The sequence below is a fragment of the Planobispora longispora genome (assembly GCF_016863135.1).
Taxonomy (GTDB): domain Bacteria; phylum Actinomycetota; class Actinomycetes; order Streptosporangiales; family Streptosporangiaceae; genus Planobispora; species Planobispora longispora.
In genome coordinates this window covers 1-19,593 of sequence record NZ_BOOH01000053.1, presented here as the reverse complement: position 1 = coordinate 19,593, position 19,593 = coordinate 1, and the positions used below count along the sequence as shown (strand labels likewise).

The following is a 19,593-nucleotide window of genomic DNA, read 5'->3' as shown; positions in this document are numbered from 1 at the left end:
CCGGCGGGGCTCGAACCGGCGGGGGTCGAACCGGCGGGGCTCGAACCGGCGGGGGTCGAACCGGCGGGGCTCGAACCGGCGGGGCTCGAACCTGATCATGTTGACCGTTTTCGGCTGTCGTCCCGACCTCGTCGGTGAATGCGGTGCGCGGACGCGGTGCACGGACGCAGTGCCCGGCGCGTACGGCGCACGGCGGGTCCGGCCCGCCGATGGACGCGGCCGCTCACCCCGCTGGCGGGCCGGAGCCCCGTCCGCCGGTGGCCGGCGGGAACCCCGCCGTCAGCCGGTGGGCGCCGGGGAGGCCTCCGGGGGAGCCGGGTCCCCCTCACGCCCGGGGAACGGCTTGCCGGGGAAGTCGCGCCCGTGCCCGCCGTACCACCTCGGATGCTGCGGACGGGTGAGGTCGACGACGGAGGTCGCCGTGGCGGTCTGACCCTCGACCTCGGCCGTCACCGCCACCGTGTCACCGGACTCGATGCCCGTGACGCCCTGACGGCCGGCGCTGACCCGGGTGGAGTCGCCGACCGCGTAGGTGCGGGAGAACCCGTCCTCGCTCCTGACCGTGACGGAGTCCTCGCCCACCTCGGTGACCTCGCCGATCTGTGTGGCGACGGTCTGATATCCGCCGTTCCCGTCGGGCACGACGAACTCGCCGTGGATCGCGCCGAACGGCCCGCGCATCATGCGCTTCCAGCCCTTCCCCGGCGGCGGCGCCGGGGTCGGCGTGGCGTCGCCCTCCGTGACGGACGGGGTCGGGCTGGGAGTGGGAGAGGCCGGCGACGGGGTCGGGGACGAGGCGGTCGCGGCGGCCGCCACCCCCGCCCCGGTGGCGACCACGAGCGCGGTGACCGCCCCGAGAAGGATCTTGCGGGGGACCCGGCGCCGCGGCGGCTCGTCCCGCAGCAGCTCCGTCGGACCGAATTCACTCATCGTGTCATCCTTCCACCTACCGGAGAGTGAAGTCCGGTCCCCATAAATCCGATGTAAACGCCCCGCCGTCCCTCAGGCGTCGCGCAGCCGCAGCAGCAGGCCGCCGGCCAGGAGCGCCGCGGCGGTCCAGGCGGCGAGCACGCCCAGCCCCGCCCACGGGCCGAGGGGCAGGTCCGCCAGGCCGGTGGTGGCCTGGACGGTGAGCCCGGCGTCCATCGGCGAGATCCGGTAGAGGAAACGCTGCGCGTCCGGGTCCTGGACCAGGCGCACCAGGATCGGCGAGAGGTACAGCACGCCGAGCACGACCCCGGCGGCCGTCACAGTGTCGCGCACCGCGGCGGCGACGCCGAGACTGAACAGGGCGATCAGAACGAGGTAGAGGACCGATCCGGCGGCCGCGCGCAGCGTCGGCCCGTCCGCCAGGGACAGCGGCGGGTGGCCGCTCTCGGGGGTGAAGCCGTTGCCGGGCAGGATGAGCCGTGCGGCCAGCACGGACGCCAGCACGGCGACGGTCCCCGCGACCAGCGTGACGCCGGTCAGGACGATCGCCTTGGCGGCCAGGACGGCGCCCCGGCGCGGCATCGCCGTCAGCGTGGTGCGGATCATGCCGGTGCCGTACTCCCCGCCCATCGCCAGCACGGCCAGGGCGGCGACGACCGCCTGGCCCGCCTGGACCCCGATGAGGCCGAGCCTGGGGACGTCGTGGGAGCAGCCCGCCGCGGGACAGGTCGCGGCGGCCGCCGCCGCGGCGCTCACCGCGGCGGTCAGCGCGACGACGGCCAGCAGCAGCGGGCCGGCGCCCGTCCCGGTGCGCAGTTTCGTCCATTCCGCATGCGTCTGCCCTCTCACGCGTCCCTCCGGCGCAGAAGGAAGACGGCCAGGCCGAGGGCGAGCACGGCGTAACCGCACAGCACGGCCAGGCCCGCCCACGGCGCCAGCGGGTAGAAGCCGGCCGCCGGCGCGTAGTGGTGGATCACCTGCGGGTACTCCGGAACGCTCTGCAGGATCGCGAAGGCCGCGGCCGGGGTGACCCGCAGCAGCCACTGGGCGGCGTCCACGGGCAGGACGGAGGCGGTCGCCAGGATGTGGGGAAGGATGATCATCACGACGGCGGCGGCGACGGCCGCGACACCGCGCCGGAACAGGGCGCCCAGGGCCAGGGCGAAGACGGCGGTGGCGGCGAACATCGCCGCGCAGCCGACGATGACGCGCAGCTCGGTGAGCGCGCTCACCGGGAGGACGGGGGTGCCGCCCTCGCGCAACAGCCGCGTGCCCAGCGGGACCGTGACACCGGCGGCGACGAGCCCGGCGGCGAAGGCGGCCGCGCCGATCACGACGGCCTTGGCCGCGGGCACCCGGCCGCGCCGCGGGCTGGCCAGCAGGGTCGTGCGGATCAGTCCTCGCCGGTATTCGGCGGTCATGAACGTCACCGCCACGACGATCACGGCGATCAGGCCGATCGCCACGCCGGTGAGGGGGGTCTCGACGACGGCGTCGCCCAGACGGGGCGCGATGTCGCCGACCCCGGTCACGGTGAACGTGCCGCCGGACTCGACGAGCCCACCCGGGTGGTGGGGCAGGCCGTCGGGTCCCAGGGTGACCCCCACGTCCTGGCGGCTCCAGGCGCCGGCGGGCGCCGTGCCCTCCAGGCCGACCCGGTCGAAGACGGCGGTGACCTCGGCGAAGCGCATCGCCGAGGAGGATCCGCTGATGCCGCCCTGGGTCACCGTCAGATGGCCGGGGGACGCGGCGAACATCCCGATCCGCACCGTGTCCGGCAGCCCGGCCAGGCGGACCGTGCCGACCGCGGCCCAGGTGACGCCGTCGGCGGACTCGTAACCGGTCAGCGTCTCCCCCGTGCGGGTCAGCCGCAGCCAGCGCGGAGACCGCTCGGACACCTTGCCCGGCCGGCCCGCCGTGTCGTGGGTGAAGTCATGCTGCATCCGCACCCCGTGCTCGCCGGTGACCATCACCGCCGCGTACGGCGACCCCTGCTCGCCGCTCTCCTTGACCATCACCCCGGCCTTGGCCCACGGAACGACGCCGGGGACGACGTTCCGGACCCCCGGGACGGCGTCGGGCAGGCGGATCTGCCCGGCCATGGACGTCACCCGGGCGGTGATGGAGCCGTCGCCGGTCAGCTGCCGGTACACGAAGTAGAACTTGTCGTCCACCGCCTCGCCGCCCGGGCCCGTCGGAAGGGCGGGGCAGCGGATCTCGACCGGGCCGTTGCTGCACACGGTGCGCATGCCCGTCGCCAGGAGCACGCCGAGCAGTACGGTGACCAGCGCCGCGGCCCCCATGGCGAGCACCCAGCCGCGGACGGTGCGGAACTTGGTCCACTCCGCGCGCAGCAGGCGGGCGAAGCCGTCGCGCCCGGCCCGCAGGGGCGAGCGGTACGGCGCGGCCGTGTCGGTTCCGGTGCTCATCGCGCCGCCTCCCGTCCCGCGACGGCTCCCGTGGAGGCCCGCGCGTCGTCCGCGAAGGCCCCCGCCTCGGCGCGGAACTCGACGGCGTCCCTGGTCAGGTCCATGTACGCCGCCTCGAGCGTCGCGCGGTACGTCGTCACCTCGGAGAACGGCACCGCCTCCGCGGTCAGGAGCGCCACGACGCGTTCGGCCGCCAGTCCGGAGACGACGAGCGTGTCGCGGCCGGTGGCGGCCACGGTCGCCCCGGCGCTCGCCAGCGCGGCCATCGCCTCCGGACGCCCGGCGGTGCGCACCTCGACCCGGCCGCCCGAGGCGGCCGCGATCAGGTCCTCCACGGCGGTGTCGGCGACGACCCTGCCGCGGCCGACCACCACCAGATGGCCGGCGGTGTCCTGCAGCTCGCCCATCAGGTGGCTGGAGACCAGGACGGCCCGGCCCTCGGCGGCCAGGGACCGCAGCAGGCCGCGCATCCACACGATGCCCTCGGGGTCGAGGCCGTTGAACGGCTCGTCCAGCATGAGCACCGGCGGGTCGCCCAGCAGCGCCGCGGCGACCCCGAGCCGCTGCCGCATGCCCAGGGAGTAGCCGCCCGCCCTGCGCCGGGCCGCGGATCCCAGCCCGACCAGCTCCACCACCTCCCCCACCCGCCGGGCGGTCAGGCCCTGGGAGTGGGCCAGCCAGAGCAGGTGGTCACGGCCGGTGCGGCCGGGCTGCAGCGCGCCGGCGTCCAGCAGGGCGCCGAGGTGCCCGAGGGGATTGCGCAGGCTCCGGTACGGCCGGCCGCCCACCAGCGCGCTGCCCTCGTCGGGCGCGTCCAGGCCGGCGATCACCCGCATCGTGGTGGACTTGCCGGCGCCGTTGGGGCCGACGAAGCCGGTGACCCGCCCCGGCGTCACCGTGAACGACATCCCGTCGAGGGCGAGGACCCGGCCGAACCGCTTGCGCAGCCCGGCGACTTCGATGGTTGCTTCCATGCCACCGCACACTAGGCAGCGGCGGGGGCCGCGGTCGTCACGGAGGGGAGCGGTCTTCGCCGTCGCTGGCGTGAGGGAGGGGGCATCCCTCACGCGAGGGATGCCGGAATCTCCCGCTGCGGGAACAATGGCCTTTCGTGGAGCGAGCGCATGACCGCCAGGGGATGCGGGCCCGCTGGATCGGCCGGGGACGGCGGATCGTCGCGGCCCCGTACGCTCCCGTCGTGGCCGCCGTCCTGCTGGCGGTGCTGGCGGCGGCCGAGTCGGTCGCCCATGTCGCGGGCGCGCTGCCGGCCTATTCGTCCATCGGGGAGACCGTGAGCGCGCCGGCCGGCGAGGTGGTCACGCCCTCTGCGGACGTTGCGGGCACGCCCTCCGCGGACGCGCCGGCCGGCGAAGTGACCGCGCGCCCGGTGGAGGCCTCCCCCGGGGACGCGCCGCAGGACCGGGGCCCCGCCGCCGCCTCGCTCCTGGTGGCGGCCGGTCTGCTCCTCCTGGCCGGCACGCTGCCGGTGGCGCTCGTGCGGACGCAGCCGGCCGTGGCCGCCGTCACCGTCTCCGCGGCGGATCTGCTGTCGCTGGCCGCCCTCCACACGCTGACCGCGGCGGGCGTGGCCGCGCAGCTGATCTGCGGCTACCGGCTCGGCCGCGCCGGCTCGCAGGCGCTGGCCGTCTCCCTGGCGGCGCCGTTCGTGCTGGTGGCGCTGGCCGGCACGGCGGCCGGCGGGACGGGGCTCCCCACCCTGCTGGCGGCCTGTCTGGCGCCGGCGGCGGCCATGGCCGGGATCGCGCGGCGGGCGCACACCCGGGCGCTGGGCGACAGCGCCGCCCGGCAGGCCATCGCCGACACCCTCCTGGAGCACGCCGCGCGCGGCGAGCGCGCGCGCATCGCCCGCGAGCTGCACGACGTCGTGGCCCACCACATCTCCATGGTCGCCGTGCAGGCGGAGACGGCGCGGCTGGCCACCCCGGGCATGCCGGCCGCCGGCGCGGAGCGGCTGTCGGCCATCGGCGACACCGCCCGGGCGGCGCTGACCGAGATGCGGCGGCTGCTCGGCGTGCTGCGCGAGGACGCGGGAGCGGAGGCTGCGGACCGGCGGCCCCAGCCGGGCCTGCGCCTGGGCGAGCTCAACGAGCTGCTCGACGAGGCGCGGGACGCCTCGGGGACGGGTGCCCGCCTCATCCTGAGCGGTTCTCCGGTCACCCTCGACCCCGGCGTCGAGCTGGCGGCCTACCGCATCGTCCAGGAGGCCCTCACCAACGCCCGGAGGCACGCGCCGGGAGCCGCCGTCGATGTGGAGCTGCACTACACCGGCGACGGGCTGCGCCTGCTCGTCCGCGACAACGGGCCCGGCCCGGCCGCGGCGGCGCCGTACGCCGGGCACGGGCTGTCCGGCATGCGCGAGCGCGCCGCGGCCATCGGCGGCGAGCTGCGCGCCGGCCCGGCCGCCGGGGGCGGTTTCCTCGTCGAGGCCCGCCTGCCGGCCGGGGACGGGATGCCCGGATGAGCGGCCCGTCCCCGGCGGTCCGGATCGTCGTCGCCGACGATCACCTGGTGGTCCGCACCGGGTTCGCCGCGCTGCTCGACACCCAGCCGGACTTCACCGTCGTGGCGACCGCCTGCGACGGGGCGCAGGCCGTGCGGGTGTGCCGCGAGCTGTCCCCCGACGTCGTCCTGATGGACGTGCGCATGCCGGTCATGGACGGCATCGAGGCCACCAGGCGGCTGGCCGGCTCCGCGGAGGCCGGGCCGCGCGTGCTCATCCTGACGACCTTCGACCTGGACGAGTACGTCTACGACGCGCTCCGCGCCGGGGCCAGCGGGTTCCTGCTCAAGGACGTCACCGCCGAACGGCTCTTCGACGCGGTGCGCGTCATCGCGGCCGGTGAGGCGCTGCTGGCCCCGGCGGTCACCCGCCGCCTCATCGGCGAGTTCGCCCGCCTGCACGCCCGGCCCGGCGCCCGGGACACGGCCGTGCTCGCGGCGCTCACCCCCCGCGAGACGCAGGTCCTGCGGCTGGTCGCCGAGGGCCTGTCCAACCCGGAGATAGCGGGCCGGTTGACGGTCACCGAGGAGACGGTGAAGACCCACGTGAGCCGCGTGCTGAACAAGCTCGGGCTGCGCGACCGGACGCAGGCGGTCATCGCCGCCTACGAGACCGGCCTGGTCGTTCCGGGCTCCCGCGCGCCGGGACGGCCCGCGGGAGCCCCTCCCGCCTGACCCTCGCCCGCCTGACCTGGAGAGCATTTTTCCCAGAAATGGCAACAGGATTTGCCGTAACCGCCCGGCCGGGGGCACGCTGCTCGGCATGAACGCACACCACGAATCCAGACACGGACACCAGCACGCCTCCGAGCACGGGACCACCCCCGGGCACGCCTCCGAGCACGGGCACGCCCCGGGGCACCGCGCCTCCGAGCAGCAGCACGGACACGGACACGGCCATGGACACGGGCACCACACCGACCTCGACTGGGAGGTCATGGCCACCCATCTGGAGAGCCAAGGCGAGCTGCACCTCCCGGCCCTCCGCCAGGCGGCGGCCCGCCTGCGGGAGCTGCTCGGCCCGGAGAAGGAGGTCCGGCGCATCCTCGACATCGGCAGCGGACCGGGCGTGATGACCTGTGTTCTGGCCGAGACCTTCACAGGCGCCGAGGTCGTCGCCGTGGACGGCGCGCCCGGGCTGCTGGACCGCGCCCTGGCCCGCGCCGAACGGCTCGGCCTCGGCGGCAGGGTGACCGTCCGGCACGCGCAGCTGCCCGAATGCCTGGACGGCGGTGACGAGCACGCGGAGGGCGGCCTCGGCACGGCGGATCTGATCTGGAGCAGCAAGGCCGTGCACCACCTCGGCGACCAGCAGGGCGCGCTGAACGCGCTCGCCGGCGCCCTGCGGCCCGGCGGGCTGCTCGCCGTGGCGGAGGGCGGCCTGCCGATGCGCTTCCTCCCGCGCGACATCGGCCTCGGCAGGCCGGGCCTCCAGGCCCGACTCGACGTCGTCCAGGAGCAGTGGTTCGAGGTCATGCGGGCCGAACTGCCCGGCAGCACCGCCGTGGTCGAGGACTGGCCCGCGATGCTCGGCCGCGCGGGGCTCACCCGCACCGGCGGCTCCACCTTCCTCCTCGACCTGCAGGCGCCTCTGGACGAGCCGGCCCGCGCCTTCCTGCACGCCCATCTGACCCGGCTGCGGGAGACGGTGAGCGAGTCCCTGACGGCGGAGGACTACAAGACACTCGACGCGCTGCTCGATCCCGGGGCGCCGGAGGGCGTCCTGCGGCGGCCCGACGCCTTCCTCCTGTCCGCCACCACGGTCTTCACGGGCGTGCGCCCCGCCCGGTGACCGTCCCCGGACGGCTCCCGGCAGTCACCAGAGAACGGAGTCCATGGTGAAAACAGCCGAAACAGAACGAGACGAGGCGGCGGCGAGCCCGGCGCGGACGCCCTCGGCCCGGTGGGCGCTCGCCGGCCTCTCCTTGTCCATGCTGCTGTCCTCTCTCGGCACCAGCAGCACCAACATCGCCCTGCCGGCGCTCGCGCAGGCCTTCAGCGCCTCCTTCCAGGAGGTCCAGTGGGTCGTCCTCGCCTACCTCCTCGCCATCACCACCTTGATCGTCAGCGCCGGGCGGCTCGGCGACATCATCGGCCGCCGGAGACTGCTCCTGGCCGGCATCTCCCTGTTCACGGCGGCCTCGATCCTGTGCGGCCTCTCGCCCGCCCTCTGGGTGCTGATCGCCGCCCGGACCGCGCAGGGCGTCGGCGCGGCCGTCATGATGGCTCTCACCATGGCGTTCGTCGGTGAGACGGTTCCGAAGGCGAAGACCGGCAGCGCCATGGGACTGCTCGGGACGATGTCCGCGATCGGCACCGCTCTCGGCCCGTCGCTCGGCGGCGTCCTGATCTCCGGGCTCGGCTGGCAGGCGATCTTCCTCGTCAACGTGCCGCTGGGCGTCGCGGCCCTCCTCCTGTCGCGCCGTCACCTGCCCGCCGACCGGCGGGGACCGGAGACCGGCCGGGCCCGGTTCGACAACGTGGGCACGCTGGTGCTCGCCCTGACGCTCGCGGCCTACGCGCTCGCCATGACAGCCGGGCGCGGTGATTTCGGCCCGCTCAACCTCGCCCTGCTGCTGGCCGCCGCCGCCGGAGTCGGCCTGTTCGTGCGCGTCGAAGCCGGGGCGGCGTCACCCCTGATCCGATTGGCGGTGTTCCGCGATCCGGCGCTGAGCGCGAGCCTCGCCATGAGCGCGCTCGTCTCGACGGTGATGATGGCGACGCTGGTGGTCGGGCCGTTCTATCTCTCACGCGCGCTCGGCCTCGGCGAGGCCCTCGCCGGGCTCGCCCTGTCGGCGGGCCCGATCGTCACCGCGCTGACCAGCGTGCCGGCCGGGCGCGTCGCGGACCGTTTCGGCTCGCGGCGCATGACCGTCGCCGGGCTCGCGGGAATGGCGGCCGGTTCCCTCGCCCTGTCCCTGCTGCCGGAGACGCTCGGCGTCTTCGGATACATCGCCCCCATCGTCGTCACCACCGTCGGCTACGCGGTGTTCCAGACGGCCAACAACACCGCCGTCATGGCGGACGTCCGCCCGGATCAGCGGGGCGTCGTCTCCGGCATGCTCAACCTGTCGCGCAATCTCGGGCTCGTCACCGGCGCGTCCGTCATGGGCGCCGTGTTCACGCTCGCCTCGGCGACGACCGACGTCGCGACGGCGCATCCCGGGGCCGTCGCCACCGGCATGCGGGTCACGTTCGCGGTCGCGGCGATCCTGGTCGTCGTCGCGCTCGCCGCCGCGGCCGGAAGCCGCGCCCTGTCACGGCGGACGACGCCGCCGGCTCCGGATAACCGGTTGCCCGCCGGACCGGCCGTTTGATCTACTCATGATCAGTCAATCCACGCCAGAGGAGGCGAAATGAGGCACACGTCCATGTCCATCCAGAACATCCAGATCACCCACGTGAAGGACATGACGTTTGTCGGCCTCATCGACATCGGGGAGGGCTGCCTCCGGTAGGCACGTCCTCCGTTCCCGCCGGCTCCACTCCCTCTGGCCCGGACCCGGGCCCGCCGCGCTCCTGGCCCTGTCCATCGTCGCCACGACGGCGCTGCCGCTCGCGGCGCCGCAGCTCACCCGCCGGTTCGTCGACGACGCGGCCGCCGGCGCGGGCATCGACCGGCTCACCCTCATCGCCCTGGGCTACCTCGGCCTGGCCGTCGCCGGGCAGGCGGCCCGGACCCTCACCGCGTGGCTGGCCGGCAGGCTCGCCTGGGCCGGGACCGACCGGCTGCGCGAGCGGCTGGCCGCGCACGCGCTCGGCCTGGACATGGCCTTCCACGGCCGGCACACGCCCGGCGAGATGATCGAGCGGGTGGACGGCGACGTGGCCGCCGTCGCCGGCTTCGTCGTGGCGTTCCTGCTGGACGTGGTGGCCGGCGTGCTGCTGCTGTGCGGAGTGATCGCCGTGGTGGCGGTCACCGTCGACCCGGGCGTCGGCGCGGTCCTGCTGGCCTACTGCGCGCTGATCGGCCTCGGCATGGTCCGCGCGCAGCGGCTGGCCGTCCCGTCCGCCGCGCGGGCGCGGGCGGCCGGCGCCGCGCTCTCCGGTTACCTGGAAGAGCGCCTGGCCGGCGCGGAGGACCTGCGCGCCAACGGCGCGGGCGAGCACGCCGTCCGCCGCTTCCACCAGGTCAGCGCCGCGCTGTGGCGGGCCGATCGGCGCGGGGACGCGGTGGGCAGTTCCGTGCTGGCCGGCACCGGCGTGGCGTTCGCGGCGGGCACGGCGCTCATGCTGGCCCTGTCGGGCACGCTCAGCGCCGGCACCGCGGTGCTGCTGCTGCAGTACACCCTCATGGTCCGCACGCCGTTCGAGCGGCTGATCGACCAGCTGCGCCAGTACCAGACGGCACTGGCCGGGCTGGGACGCATCGGCGAGCTGCTGGCCGTACGGAGCACGCTGCCCGCGCCCCCCTCCCCCGCCCGGCGGCTGCCCCCGGCCGGCCCGCTCAGCCTGGAGCTGGACGCGGTCGACTTCGCCTACGACGACGAGCCCGTGCTCTCGGGCATCACGCTCCGCCTCGCGCCGGGAGAGACGCTCGGCCTGGTGGGCCGCACCGGCAGCGGCAAGACCACCATCGCCCGGCTGATCGCGCGCCTGTACGACCCGACGGCGGGCGCCGTCCGGGTCGGGGGCCTGGACCTGCGCGAGGCCGACCCCGCCTCGGTGCGCGGGCGCGTCGGCGTCGTCACCCAGGACGTGCAGGTGTTCAGCGCCACCGTCCGGGACAACCTCACCCTGTTCCGGGCGCACCCCGGCGACGACCGCCTGCGGGAGGCCCTCGCCGAGGTCGGGCTCGGCGACTGGGACCTCGACGCCCCGCTCGGCGCGGTCTCGGCCGGACAGGCGCAACTTCTGGCCCTCGCCCGCGCCTTCCTCGCCGACCCCGGCCTCGTGGTGCTCGACGAGGCCTCCAGCCGGCTCGACCCGGCCACCGAACGCCGCGTCGACCGCGGCGTCACCCGGCTGCTGTCCGGCAGGACCGGCGTGCTCATCGCGCACCGGCTCGCGTCGTTGTCCCGTGCGGACCGGATCGCCGTCGTGGCCGACGGGAAGATCGTCGAATACGGCGGACGCCGCGACCTCCTCGCCGATCCGACCGGCCGGTTCGCGCGGATGCTCGAGGAGGCGCGCCGATGAGACCCCTCATGACGCCCCTCCTGGCGGTGACCGCCACACTGGTCCGCTTCGAGCTCCGCCGCTATCTCGTCGGCGGCCTGCTGTGGATGCCGGCCAGCATCCTGCCGCTGGCCGGCGGGCTGATCCTGCAGCGGCTGTTCGACGACCTCGGAACCGGCGGGGCGCCGCTCCTGCTGTGCGCGGCCTTCGTCGGGGTGGAACTGGTCCGCGGCCTGACGATCGTCATCGCCTGGACCTACGGCGACTACTGGTGGAGCGCGGCGGCGGCCCTGCTCCGGGCCAACGTGCTGCGCTCGATCCTGACCGGCCGGGGACGGGCGCGGCACTCCCCCGGCGAAGGGCTCGCCCGGCTGCGCGACGACGTAGGCGACGTGGTGAACTTCGTGGACGAGTCCGTGCCGCTGGCCGGGGCCGTGCTGTTCGGCGCCGCCGCCCTGACGATCATGGCGTCCGTCGATCCCGCCGTCACGCTGGTCCTGGTCATCCCGGCGATCGCGATCGGAGTGCTCAGCCGCCTGCTGAACCGGACGATCAGGCGGCTGCACCGGCGCTCCCGCACGCTCGGCGCGGCCGTCACCGGCCACCTCGGCGAGATCTTCGGCGCCGTACTGGCGATCAAGACCGCCGGGGCCGAGGAGGCGGCGCTGGAGCGGCTGCGCCGGCACAACCGCCTGCGCCGCGAGGCGGCGGTCAAGGACCGGCTCGCGACCGACCTGCTGGGCGCCGCGACCGGCGCGACCGTCGAGATCAGCATCGGCCTGGTGCTGCTGCTGGCCGCCCCGGCCATGCACCGGGGCGACTTCACCGTGGGCGACCTGGCGCTGTTCACCACCTATGTCGGCTGGCTGACCGCGCTGCCGCGGACCATCGGCGGGATCCTGTCGCGAATGCCCCAGGCCGCCGTCTCCGTCGAGCGGCTCACCCAGATGACGGGGCCGGGAGAGGACCTGTCCCGCGACACCGGCGTCTGGTTCCGCCGGGACCACCCCGTCCCGGCCCGCCCGGTCCACGACGACCCGCTCGAGGTGCTGCAGGCGCGGGGACTCACCGTCGGGTACGGCCTGCACGGGGTGGACCTGGAAATCGAGCGGGGATCGTTCACCGTGATCACCGGCGCGGTCGGCTCCGGCAAGACGACGCTGGTGCGCGCCCTGCTCGGGCTGGAACCGGCGGACGCCGGGACGATCCGCTGGAACGGCCGGCCGGTGGCCGACCCCGGCGGCTTCCTGGTGCCCGACCGGGTCGCGTACGTGGGGCAGGCGCCCCGCCTGTTCTCCGCCTCGTTGCGGGAGAACCTGCTGCTCGGCCGGCCCGCCGACCGGCTGGAGCGGGCGGTGCGGCTGGCGGCCTTCGACCGCGATCTGGCCGGGATGCCCGCCGGCCTGGACACCGTCGTCGGCCCCCGGGGAGTGCGGCTCTCGGGCGGCCAGGCGCAGCGGGTGACCGTCGCGCGGGCGCTGGTCCGCTCGCCCGACCTGCTCGTGGTCGACGATCTGTCCTCGGCCCTGGACGTGGAGACCGAGCGGCGGCTGTGGGAGGGGATCACCGGCGTCTGCACGCTGCTGGTCGTCTCCCACCGGCCCGCCGTCCTGGCGCGGGCCGACCAGATCATCGTGCTGGACCGGGGCCGGGTGGCCGGCCGGGGGCGGCTGGAGGAACTGCTGGAGACCTGCCCGGAGATGCGGCGGCTGTGGTCGTGAGACCCCTCCGCCCCGCACGGCCCGGCCGACCTCCGCCACCGGGCCGTGCGGGCGCGGTGATCCTCATCCGATCCGCCCGACGCGCCGCGGAGGTCAGCCCCACCCATCTCCGAACGTGACACACTGCTCACTACCAGTGATAAACGGGGGGAAGCCGGTGTCGTACGACAATGAGACCACTGAGACCCGGGAACGCGACTGGCGGCCCTACATGACCGCCGGCGCGGCCCTGGCCGCCGCGGCCGTCGTCGCCGCCGCGTTCGCCGCGGACTCCGGCAGGCACGGATCGGCGACGGCGCCGCCCGGGATCACCGGACTCCAGGACCGGCCCGGCGTCCTGGCCGCCGCGCCCCCCGCCCTCCCGCTCCTGCCGGAGCTCTCCTCCGCCGCTCCCCCCGCCACCGCGGCCTCCGCCTCGCCCGCCGAGCCACCGCCCGGACCGCAGACGCGGAGGTCGCCCGGCCGCTCCGGCCCCTCCTCCGGACGTGGAACGGGCGCGCGCGTGCCCGCCGTCCAGGGGGGCGAGCCGCAGGGGATCGGCTGGCGGCCGGAGCAGACCGGCGGCGGCCAGGACCGCCAGGGCGCGCGCGCCGACCGGCCCGGCCGGAGCCGGGCCGCCGCCCGCGCCGAGCACCGGTCCCCGCGCCCGGCGGAGGACGGGGCCCGCTCGGGGGAAACCGGCCGGCGCCCGTCCGCCAGGACGGACGTCCCCGTCCGCGGGACGCCCAGACCCACCGGCCGCCCCACCCGGCCCGGCAGGAGCACCTCCTGCGCCCGCATCCCCCTGACCGGCTGGCGGTCCCCCCACTGCACCGGCCTGTGGGGCGTGTCAGAGGGACGCGGGATCATCGAGACCATCCTGGGGTTCGTCGCGCCGCGGCAGAGCACCCGCCAAGGAGCGGCGCGGCCGCCCTCGTCCGGGTGACGCCGCCCGGAGACGGTGGGCGTGGTGACCGGCGGCCGGGCCGCGCCCCTCAGGCGTGCGGGCCGACGGTCACGGGACCGATCGTCAGACGGGGAACGCCCTGGAGGATCTCCGCGATCCGCTCGGCCTGAGCCTCCAGCTCCCGCATCCGCGCGGAGGTCAGCTCCCCCAGCGGCTCCACCGTGATGTCGATCCTGCGGCCGGAGCGGCGCTGGTGCCACACCCCGGCGACGACGCCGTCGACGAGCAGCACCGGGAAACACCCCGCCTGCCCGCCGGCCAGGGCCCGCTCCGCGGCCCTTCCGGGGAAGACCGTCTCACGCGGATGGCAGCCGACCGCGTAGGCGTCGAAGTACGGCAGCAGCCGCACCCCCCGCGCCCCGGCGTCCGGATCCGCCTCCGACCCCGGGCCGGCTTCGGCGTCCCCGGCCGTCACCCAGCCGGTGACGCCGTCGGCGTCCACCGGCTGGAGCTCCCCCTCCAGGGAGGCGAACAACTCCGCCGCCCAGCGCCGCGGCGCCGACAACCACTGCGCGAAGTGCTGCGGGGTGGCCGGCCCGTAGGCGTACAGGTACCGGCGGACCAGCTCGGCGAGGGCCTCCGGCCCGCCGGCGGGCCGGAACCCGGGCAGCAGGCGGGCCGGGGCGGTGTAGGTGACCTTCCGGCCCCGGTTGGGACCGAAGCACAGCGCGCCGCGGTTCGCCGCCGTGGCCACGGCCTGCCGCCAGCGGGGCCACATGCCCTGGAAGGCCGGGACGACCGGATCCGCGGCCCACGCCCCGGCCCGCTCGGCGATCGCCTCGGTCAGCTCGTCGGCCGTCAGCTCCGCGCCGGCGAGCGCCTCCGCGATCGCCGCCACGACCCGGTCGGTCTGCTCCGGCGTCATCCGCACGTCCGGCGGCATCGGATTGGCCCCGGCCGGCAGCGCCGACAGCGCCCCGGTCCACATCGGCAGGTCCCGGGCGGGCAGCAGGTGGACCGTGCCGCGCGGGCCGAAGGTCTTGATCAGGCTGTGCTCGGTCCACAGGGCCTCGCGCACGTCCACGCGGGTGGTCCCGGCGGTGCGCAGCCCGATCGACATCTCCGCCGCCGACAACACCTGGGCGTGCGCGCCGCACATGGCGGCGGCGGCTCCGGCGGGCCCGGCGTCGGCCAGCGGGGCCGCCAGACCGTGCCGCCGCAGCCGGCGGGCGCGGACCCGCTCCCACGACAACCGCGCCGTGCGCGCCGGGCGGTCACTGCTCTCGGCGATCCTGCTGCTCATCGGGACGGGGCTCCTTCGGGGATCGGGGTCCGGGTGCGGCGGCCCGCCGCGAAGCGCGCCGCCGTACCCGCACCGTAGATCCCATTCAGGTCAGATCCTGTCCTGTGCGGACCACGCGGACCCCTGATCCGACGACCGGGAGCGGCATCGTGAGAGACGGCACCGTGGAAACGGAGCCGCCGGGACGGCCCCCGCGCTCACCCTCCGAGCGCCGCCGGGTAGGTCACCTCCGCCAGCAGGCGCTGCCCGGAGGTGTTCGGGTGGAAGTAGTCCCACCGGCTCACGTGCGACAGCTCGAACGGGTACCCGAACACCGCGCCGCCGTCGTAGCGGCACGTGATCTGCTCGGCGCAGACCCCCGCCAGCACCGCGTTGAAGTCGGCCACCCGCTGGCGCACCCGCTCCCGCCGGTCCACATCGGCCTGATCGGTCGAGCGCGGCCTGGCCAGCATCGACTGGCAGATCCCGAACGCCGCCCACGCCGAGCGGGCCGCGGAGCTGTCCTTGCCGACCTGCCACAACCGCCTGACGTCGGGAATGCTCGCCACGAAGATCGACGCCTCGGGCAGGCCCGTGACCAGCGTGCGCATCGCCGTACGGAACGAGGCCTCGAAGTCCGCCACCGACGTCATGCCCGCCTCCGAGGAGGTGCAGGCGTCGTTGGCGCCCATCAGGATCGTGACGTAACCGGCCCGCTGCGAGACGGCCAGCTCGGCCTGCCCGGGCAGGTCGGCGATCCTGGCGCCGGAGCGGGCGTCGTTGTAGGCGACCATGGAGGGGTCGTCGGCCAGCAGGCGCAGATAGTGGCTGTCCACCCTCGTGCTGGTGCCGGTGGACCACGACCTGGACGGGCAGTCGACGTAGAAACCGCAGGCGTTGAAGCCCCGGGTGATGGAGTCGCCCAGCGACGCCATCGCGGTCGCGGCCACCCGGACCGGGCGGGCGGTCTCCGGACTCCGCGCCGGCGTGACCGCCGCGGCGTGCGCCGGAGCCGGGGCCGCGGCCACCGCTCCGGCGAGGGCCACCAGGACGACGAGGATCCGGCGCGGGACGTTCATCAGGCCTCCTCGGGCTCTCCCCCGATCGGCTCATCGCTCAGAATGTCCGCCCGCACCAGAAACCTGACAAGACGACATAACACATCCGTGTCCCACGAGTAAGGGCAGTTCTCACGAACCGTACGGATGCAACCGCATCCGCAGCCGGACCCGCGAGCCACCCGCCCCCTGCTGGATGTTGAGCTGATCGCACAGCTGACCCATCAGCCACAGCCCGAACCCGCGCGACGCGCCCGCCTCCGGGCGGTCGCGCACCGCGTCCTGCGGCTTCAGGCTGCCCACGCTGTCGGTCACATCGACCGTCAGGAAGGAGTCGTCCTGCCACACCGACACCGTGCCGCTGCCCCCGCCGTGCTCCAGCACGTTGATCGCCGCCTCGTTCGCGGCGATCAGCAGGTTGTCCAGCCGCTCCCCGCTCAGCCCCGCCAGGGCCGCACGACGCTGGATGCGTCCTCGCAGCGTCCCCAGATCAGAGGTGATCGGCCAGCGCCGATCGCCGGTGGCGGTCATGATCCCCCCTGTCGGCGATCCGCCCGGAGGCCCCGCGCCACGTATCCCGCCCGGCCCGTCGCCACGGCTACCGCGACCGGAGGAAGTCGACCGCATCCGACACCGTGGGCACCACGGTGAAGAAATGCACCAGCCCCGTCGTACGGAAAATCCTGGTCAGGCGCGGCTGCATGTCGGCCAGGGCCACCACCCCGCCCCGCTCGCCCACCAGGGTGCGCAGTCCCAGGAAGACCCGGATCCCCGTCGAGTCGCAGAAACTCAGGTGCGTCAGATCCACGATGAGATCGCGGCTGTCGGACGGCAGCGCCTCGACGATGTCCTGGCGCAACTGCTCGGCGTTGGTGTAATCCAGCTCCCCCGCCAGCGCCAGCACGGCCGCCCGCTCCAGCGCCCCCTCGGGAACGACGGCGAGCTCAACGGCAACGGTCACCAAGACACCTCCGGCCTCCTCCGGCTCCACCTGCGCATCGGCGGCAGAACCCCGGCCGGCACCCGAGCCCTGCTCACCGCCTCCAGAGTGTCACGATCCATCCGTTAATGGGAGCCGTTCCCGGCCCCCGCCTCGGCGTTCACCCTCCGGCCGGCGAACCGTCCGCCGCCACCCGCACGGCCAGCCCGCCCAGCACCGTCCCCATCACATACCGCTGCACCCGCGCCCACAGCGGCCGCCCGGCGAAGAACGCCGCCACCGACCCCGCGGCCAGCACGATCATCCCGTTGACCGTCACCGCGATCACCACCTGGGTCAGCCCCAGCAGCACGCTCTGCACGGCGACGTCACCGCGCGCGGGATCGACGAACTGCGGGAGCAGCGACACGTACAGGATAGCGATCTTAGGGTTGAGCAGGCTGGTCATCAGCCCCATCGCGAAAAGCCGGCGCGGCCGGTCCACCGGGAGCCGCCCCGGCGCGAACACCGGCCGCCCGCCCGGCCGCACCGCCTGCCACGCCAGCCACAGCAGATAGGCCGCCCCCGCGAGCTTGAGCGCCGTGTAGGCCGCGGGCACCACCGCGAAGACCGTCGCGATCCCCGCGGCGGCCGCCACCACGTACACCAGGAAGGCCGTCCCGACGCCGGCCAGGGAGATCAGCCCCGCCGCCCGCCCCTGCGTCACCGACCGCGACACCAGATAGATCATGTTCGGGCCCGGGGTGAGAACCATGCCCAGGGCGACCACTGCGATACCGAGAACCGCGCTGACAGACACCATGGGCCCATCTTGATCAATCTCCCGGCCCGGGGAGAACGGCCAATCCCCGTAAGTGGCCCTTGATCCGCATCGTTGTCCTCGATGATCTTCAGGATTGTTTTCGTATCGACCCAGCGCCTTTACAATGTAGATTAACAGCACAGGGTAAGATCGGCCGGGTGATCCTGCCCGCCGTACCCGGACCCCCGGGTCCCGCCGTCGAGCCGGCGCGCGACCCCTATCGGGTCTACCTCGACTCCCTCACCGGCGCCGAGTCCCGCCGCGCCATGCGCGGCTGCCTGGACCGGCTGGCCGCGCTCATCTCCGGCGGGGAGGCGTCCTCCGGCGCGGGCCAGCCCTGGCACCTGCTGCGCTACGAGCACACCGTCCGCCTGCGCGCCCTCATGGTCGAGCGCGGCTGGTCCCCCGCCTACGTCAACAAACACCTCGTCGCGCTGCGCCGGGTGCTGCGCGAGGCCTGGCGGCTCGGCCAGATGACCGCCGAGGACTACCAGCGCGCCGCCGACCTCCCGACCCTCGACCACACCCGGCTCCCCACCGGCCAGCACGTCCCCGCGGAGGTCGTGGGCGCGGCCCTGGCCGCCTGCGACGGCGACGACTCCCCCGCCGGGGTCCGCGACGCCGCGCTGCTCGCGGTTCTCTACTCCACCGGCTGCCGCCGCGCCGAGATCGCCGGGCTGACCCTGGCCGACTACGACCCCGGGGCACGCTCGCTGCGGGTGCGCGGCAAGCGCGACAAGGAGCGCATGGTCTATCTCACCGCCCAGGCCGTCGGGCGGATGGAGCGGTGGCTGGCCGTACGGGGCAAGCCCGCCGGCGCCCTGTTCTGCCCCATCAACAAGCACGGATTCCTGCGGCTGCGCGAGGGCGCGCCCGCCCCGATGACGGGACAGGCCGTCGCCGACATCCTGGCCCGGCGGCTGGCCCAGGCCGGAGCCATGCCGCGCACCCCCCACGACTTCCGGCGCACCTTCATCGGCGAGCTGCTCGACGCCGGCGTGGACCTGGCCACCGCCCAGGCCCTCGTCGGCCACTCCTCCCCCGCCACCACGGCCCGCTACGACCGCCGTCCCGAACGGCGCCGCCGCGAGGCCGTCGACCGGATCACCCTCCCGGCCGCCCGGCCGCTCTGACGCGTCCACGGAGCGGGCGACCGGTCCCGCCGCTTCGCGTGTCCCCCTCGTCCGGCGGCGATCCGCCGATCGGCGGATCGCCGCGACCGGCCGGCTGACCCGGCGGCCCCGCCGTCCGGCGCTCAGGTTCCGTCCCCCGGCCGGTGTTGACAGAAGCGCCGGTCGTAGCAGGCTGGATGCGGCGGCCCGCCGAATGGGGACAGATGCTCGCGGGGAGGAGGAGTCTTGAGCGGGAAGATCTCGCAACAGCCGCCGTTCCTGCTGGTCAACGCGGTGCCGTACGCGCTGCTGGCGCTCCCCGTCGCGATCCTGATGATCGTGGAGGACTGGACGGGCGGCGCCCTGCTCATCGACCTCGGCCTGTTCGGGCTGGCGGCCGCGTGGATGCTCGGCATGTTCACCCTGCGTCCCGGCTGGTGGGACCGGCCACGGATCATGGGGGTGTTCGTCGCGGGGCTGCTCGCGATCACCGCGGTCCTGGTGGTCCGGCACCCCGTTTTCGGGCTCTTCACCCCCGCCGCCTTCATCTACTCCTTCACAGTCCTGCGCTGGCCGTGGCGGCTGCTGGGCGTGACCGCCGCAGCGGTCCTGGCCGGTACGGCGCAGGCGTCCGGCGTCCCCGGGACGGACGCGTTCGGCCTGACGCTGCACGTGATCATCGTCGCCTTCAACATCGTCCTGATGTGCGCCTGCGCCTGGGGCCTGCGGCTCGCCGAGAAGGAGGAGGAGCGGCGCGAGCAGACCCTCGCGGAGCTGAGCGAGACGAATCGGCGG

The 19,593-nt window shown here is 74.9% G+C and carries 17 protein-coding genes and 1 pseudogene; 9 read left to right on the top strand and 9 right to left on the bottom strand.

Features of this window, described 5'->3' with window-relative positions:
* Window positions 1-279 precede the first annotated feature (279 nt).
* From Plo01_RS31660 to Plo01_RS31645, 4 genes are all read right to left on the bottom strand, one after another.
* On the bottom strand, window positions 280-930 hold the full coding sequence (locus tag Plo01_RS31660; protein ID WP_203894412.1) for a hypothetical protein: 651 nt from the start codon (window positions 928-930) through the stop codon (window positions 280-282).
* A gap of 72 nt (window positions 931-1,002) precedes the next feature.
* The gene (locus Plo01_RS31655; protein WP_203894411.1) at window positions 1,003-1,779 is read right to left on the bottom strand and encodes an ABC-2 transporter permease; all 777 of its coding nucleotides are present in this window, start codon (window positions 1,777-1,779) and stop codon (window positions 1,003-1,005) included.
* Window positions 1,776-3,359, bottom strand: a complete 1,584-nt coding sequence (locus Plo01_RS31650; protein WP_203894410.1) for a DUF1349 domain-containing protein — start codon at window positions 3,357-3,359, stop codon at window positions 1,776-1,778. Before Plo01_RS31650 ends, Plo01_RS31655 begins: the two co-directional genes overlap by 4 nt.
* The gene (locus Plo01_RS31645) at window positions 3,356-4,333 is read right to left on the bottom strand and encodes an ATP-binding cassette domain-containing protein (protein WP_203894409.1); all 978 of its coding nucleotides are present in this window, start codon (window positions 4,331-4,333) and stop codon (window positions 3,356-3,358) included. The genes Plo01_RS31650 and Plo01_RS31645 overlap by 4 nt, the downstream gene beginning before the upstream one ends.
* A gap of 137 nt (window positions 4,334-4,470) precedes the next feature.
* On the opposite strand from Plo01_RS31645, the gene Plo01_RS31640 reads away from it, so the two are divergent.
* The 7 genes from Plo01_RS31640 (at window position 4,471) to Plo01_RS31610 (ending at window position 13,643) form a co-directional block, all read left to right on the top strand.
* Complete coding sequence (locus Plo01_RS31640) at window positions 4,471-5,841, top strand: sensor histidine kinase (RefSeq protein WP_239317453.1); 1,371 nt, start codon at window positions 4,471-4,473, stop codon at window positions 5,839-5,841.
* A complete protein-coding gene (locus tag Plo01_RS31635) occupies window positions 5,838-6,554 on the top strand; it encodes a response regulator (RefSeq protein WP_203894408.1) in 717 nt (238 codons plus the stop codon). Before Plo01_RS31640 ends, Plo01_RS31635 begins: the two co-directional genes overlap by 4 nt.
* A gap of 88 nt (window positions 6,555-6,642) precedes the next feature.
* Complete coding sequence (locus Plo01_RS31630) at window positions 6,643-7,671, top strand: class I SAM-dependent methyltransferase (protein WP_203894407.1); 1,029 nt, start codon at window positions 6,643-6,645, stop codon at window positions 7,669-7,671.
* 43 nt (window positions 7,672-7,714) lie between these two features.
* Window positions 7,715-9,196 carry an MFS transporter gene (locus Plo01_RS31625; protein ID WP_203894406.1) on the top strand — a complete coding sequence of 494 codons (1,482 nt, stop codon included), beginning with the start codon at window positions 7,715-7,717 and terminating at the stop codon, window positions 9,194-9,196.
* A gap of 100 nt (window positions 9,197-9,296) precedes the next feature.
* Window positions 9,297-11,018, top strand: a complete 1,722-nt coding sequence (locus Plo01_RS31620; RefSeq protein WP_203894405.1) for an ABC transporter ATP-binding protein — start codon at window positions 9,297-9,299, stop codon at window positions 11,016-11,018.
* Complete coding sequence (locus Plo01_RS31615) at window positions 11,015-12,718, top strand: ABC transporter ATP-binding protein (protein ID WP_203894404.1); 1,704 nt, start codon at window positions 11,015-11,017, stop codon at window positions 12,716-12,718. Before Plo01_RS31620 ends, Plo01_RS31615 begins: the two co-directional genes overlap by 4 nt.
* A 157-nt stretch (window positions 12,719-12,875) precedes the next feature.
* Window positions 12,876-13,643: a hypothetical protein gene (locus Plo01_RS31610; protein WP_203894403.1), complete on the top strand. Its 768-nt coding sequence runs from the start codon at window positions 12,876-12,878 to the stop codon at window positions 13,641-13,643.
* Window positions 13,644-13,692: 49 nt separating this feature from the next.
* Here the strand turns inward: Plo01_RS31610 and Plo01_RS31605 are convergent, their stop codons facing one another.
* From Plo01_RS31605 to Plo01_RS31585, 5 genes are all read right to left on the bottom strand, one after another.
* Window positions 13,693-14,907 (bottom strand): winged helix DNA-binding domain-containing protein, encoded by a 1,215-nt coding sequence (locus tag Plo01_RS31605; protein ID WP_203894402.1) that lies wholly within the window; start codon window positions 14,905-14,907, stop codon window positions 13,693-13,695.
* 197 nt (window positions 14,908-15,104) lie between these two features.
* Window positions 15,105-15,965 carry a GDSL-type esterase/lipase family protein gene (locus tag Plo01_RS31600; RefSeq protein ID WP_203894401.1) on the bottom strand — a complete coding sequence of 287 codons (861 nt, stop codon included), beginning with the start codon at window positions 15,963-15,965 and terminating at the stop codon, window positions 15,105-15,107.
* 111 nt (window positions 15,966-16,076) lie between these two features.
* Window positions 16,077-16,475: an ATP-binding protein gene (locus Plo01_RS31595; RefSeq protein WP_203894400.1), complete on the bottom strand. Its 399-nt coding sequence runs from the start codon at window positions 16,473-16,475 to the stop codon at window positions 16,077-16,079.
* 67 nt (window positions 16,476-16,542) lie between these two features.
* The gene (locus Plo01_RS31590; RefSeq protein WP_203894399.1) at window positions 16,543-16,905 is read right to left on the bottom strand and encodes an STAS domain-containing protein; all 363 of its coding nucleotides are present in this window, start codon (window positions 16,903-16,905) and stop codon (window positions 16,543-16,545) included.
* A gap of 139 nt (window positions 16,906-17,044) precedes the next feature.
* Window positions 17,045-17,686: a LysE family translocator gene (locus Plo01_RS31585; RefSeq protein ID WP_203894398.1), complete on the bottom strand. Its 642-nt coding sequence runs from the start codon at window positions 17,684-17,686 to the stop codon at window positions 17,045-17,047.
* 158 nt (window positions 17,687-17,844) lie between these two features.
* Here Plo01_RS31585 and Plo01_RS31580 point away from each other — a divergent pair, with 158 nt between their 5' ends.
* Both Plo01_RS31580 and Plo01_RS31575 read left to right on the top strand, forming a co-directional pair.
* Window positions 17,845-18,819: a tyrosine-type recombinase/integrase gene (locus Plo01_RS31580; RefSeq protein ID WP_203894397.1), complete on the top strand. Its 975-nt coding sequence runs from the start codon at window positions 17,845-17,847 to the stop codon at window positions 18,817-18,819.
* A 225-nt stretch (window positions 18,820-19,044) separates the two neighbouring features.
* Window positions 19,045-19,593: pseudogene (locus tag Plo01_RS31575) on the top strand (sensor histidine kinase); the annotation flags it as partial.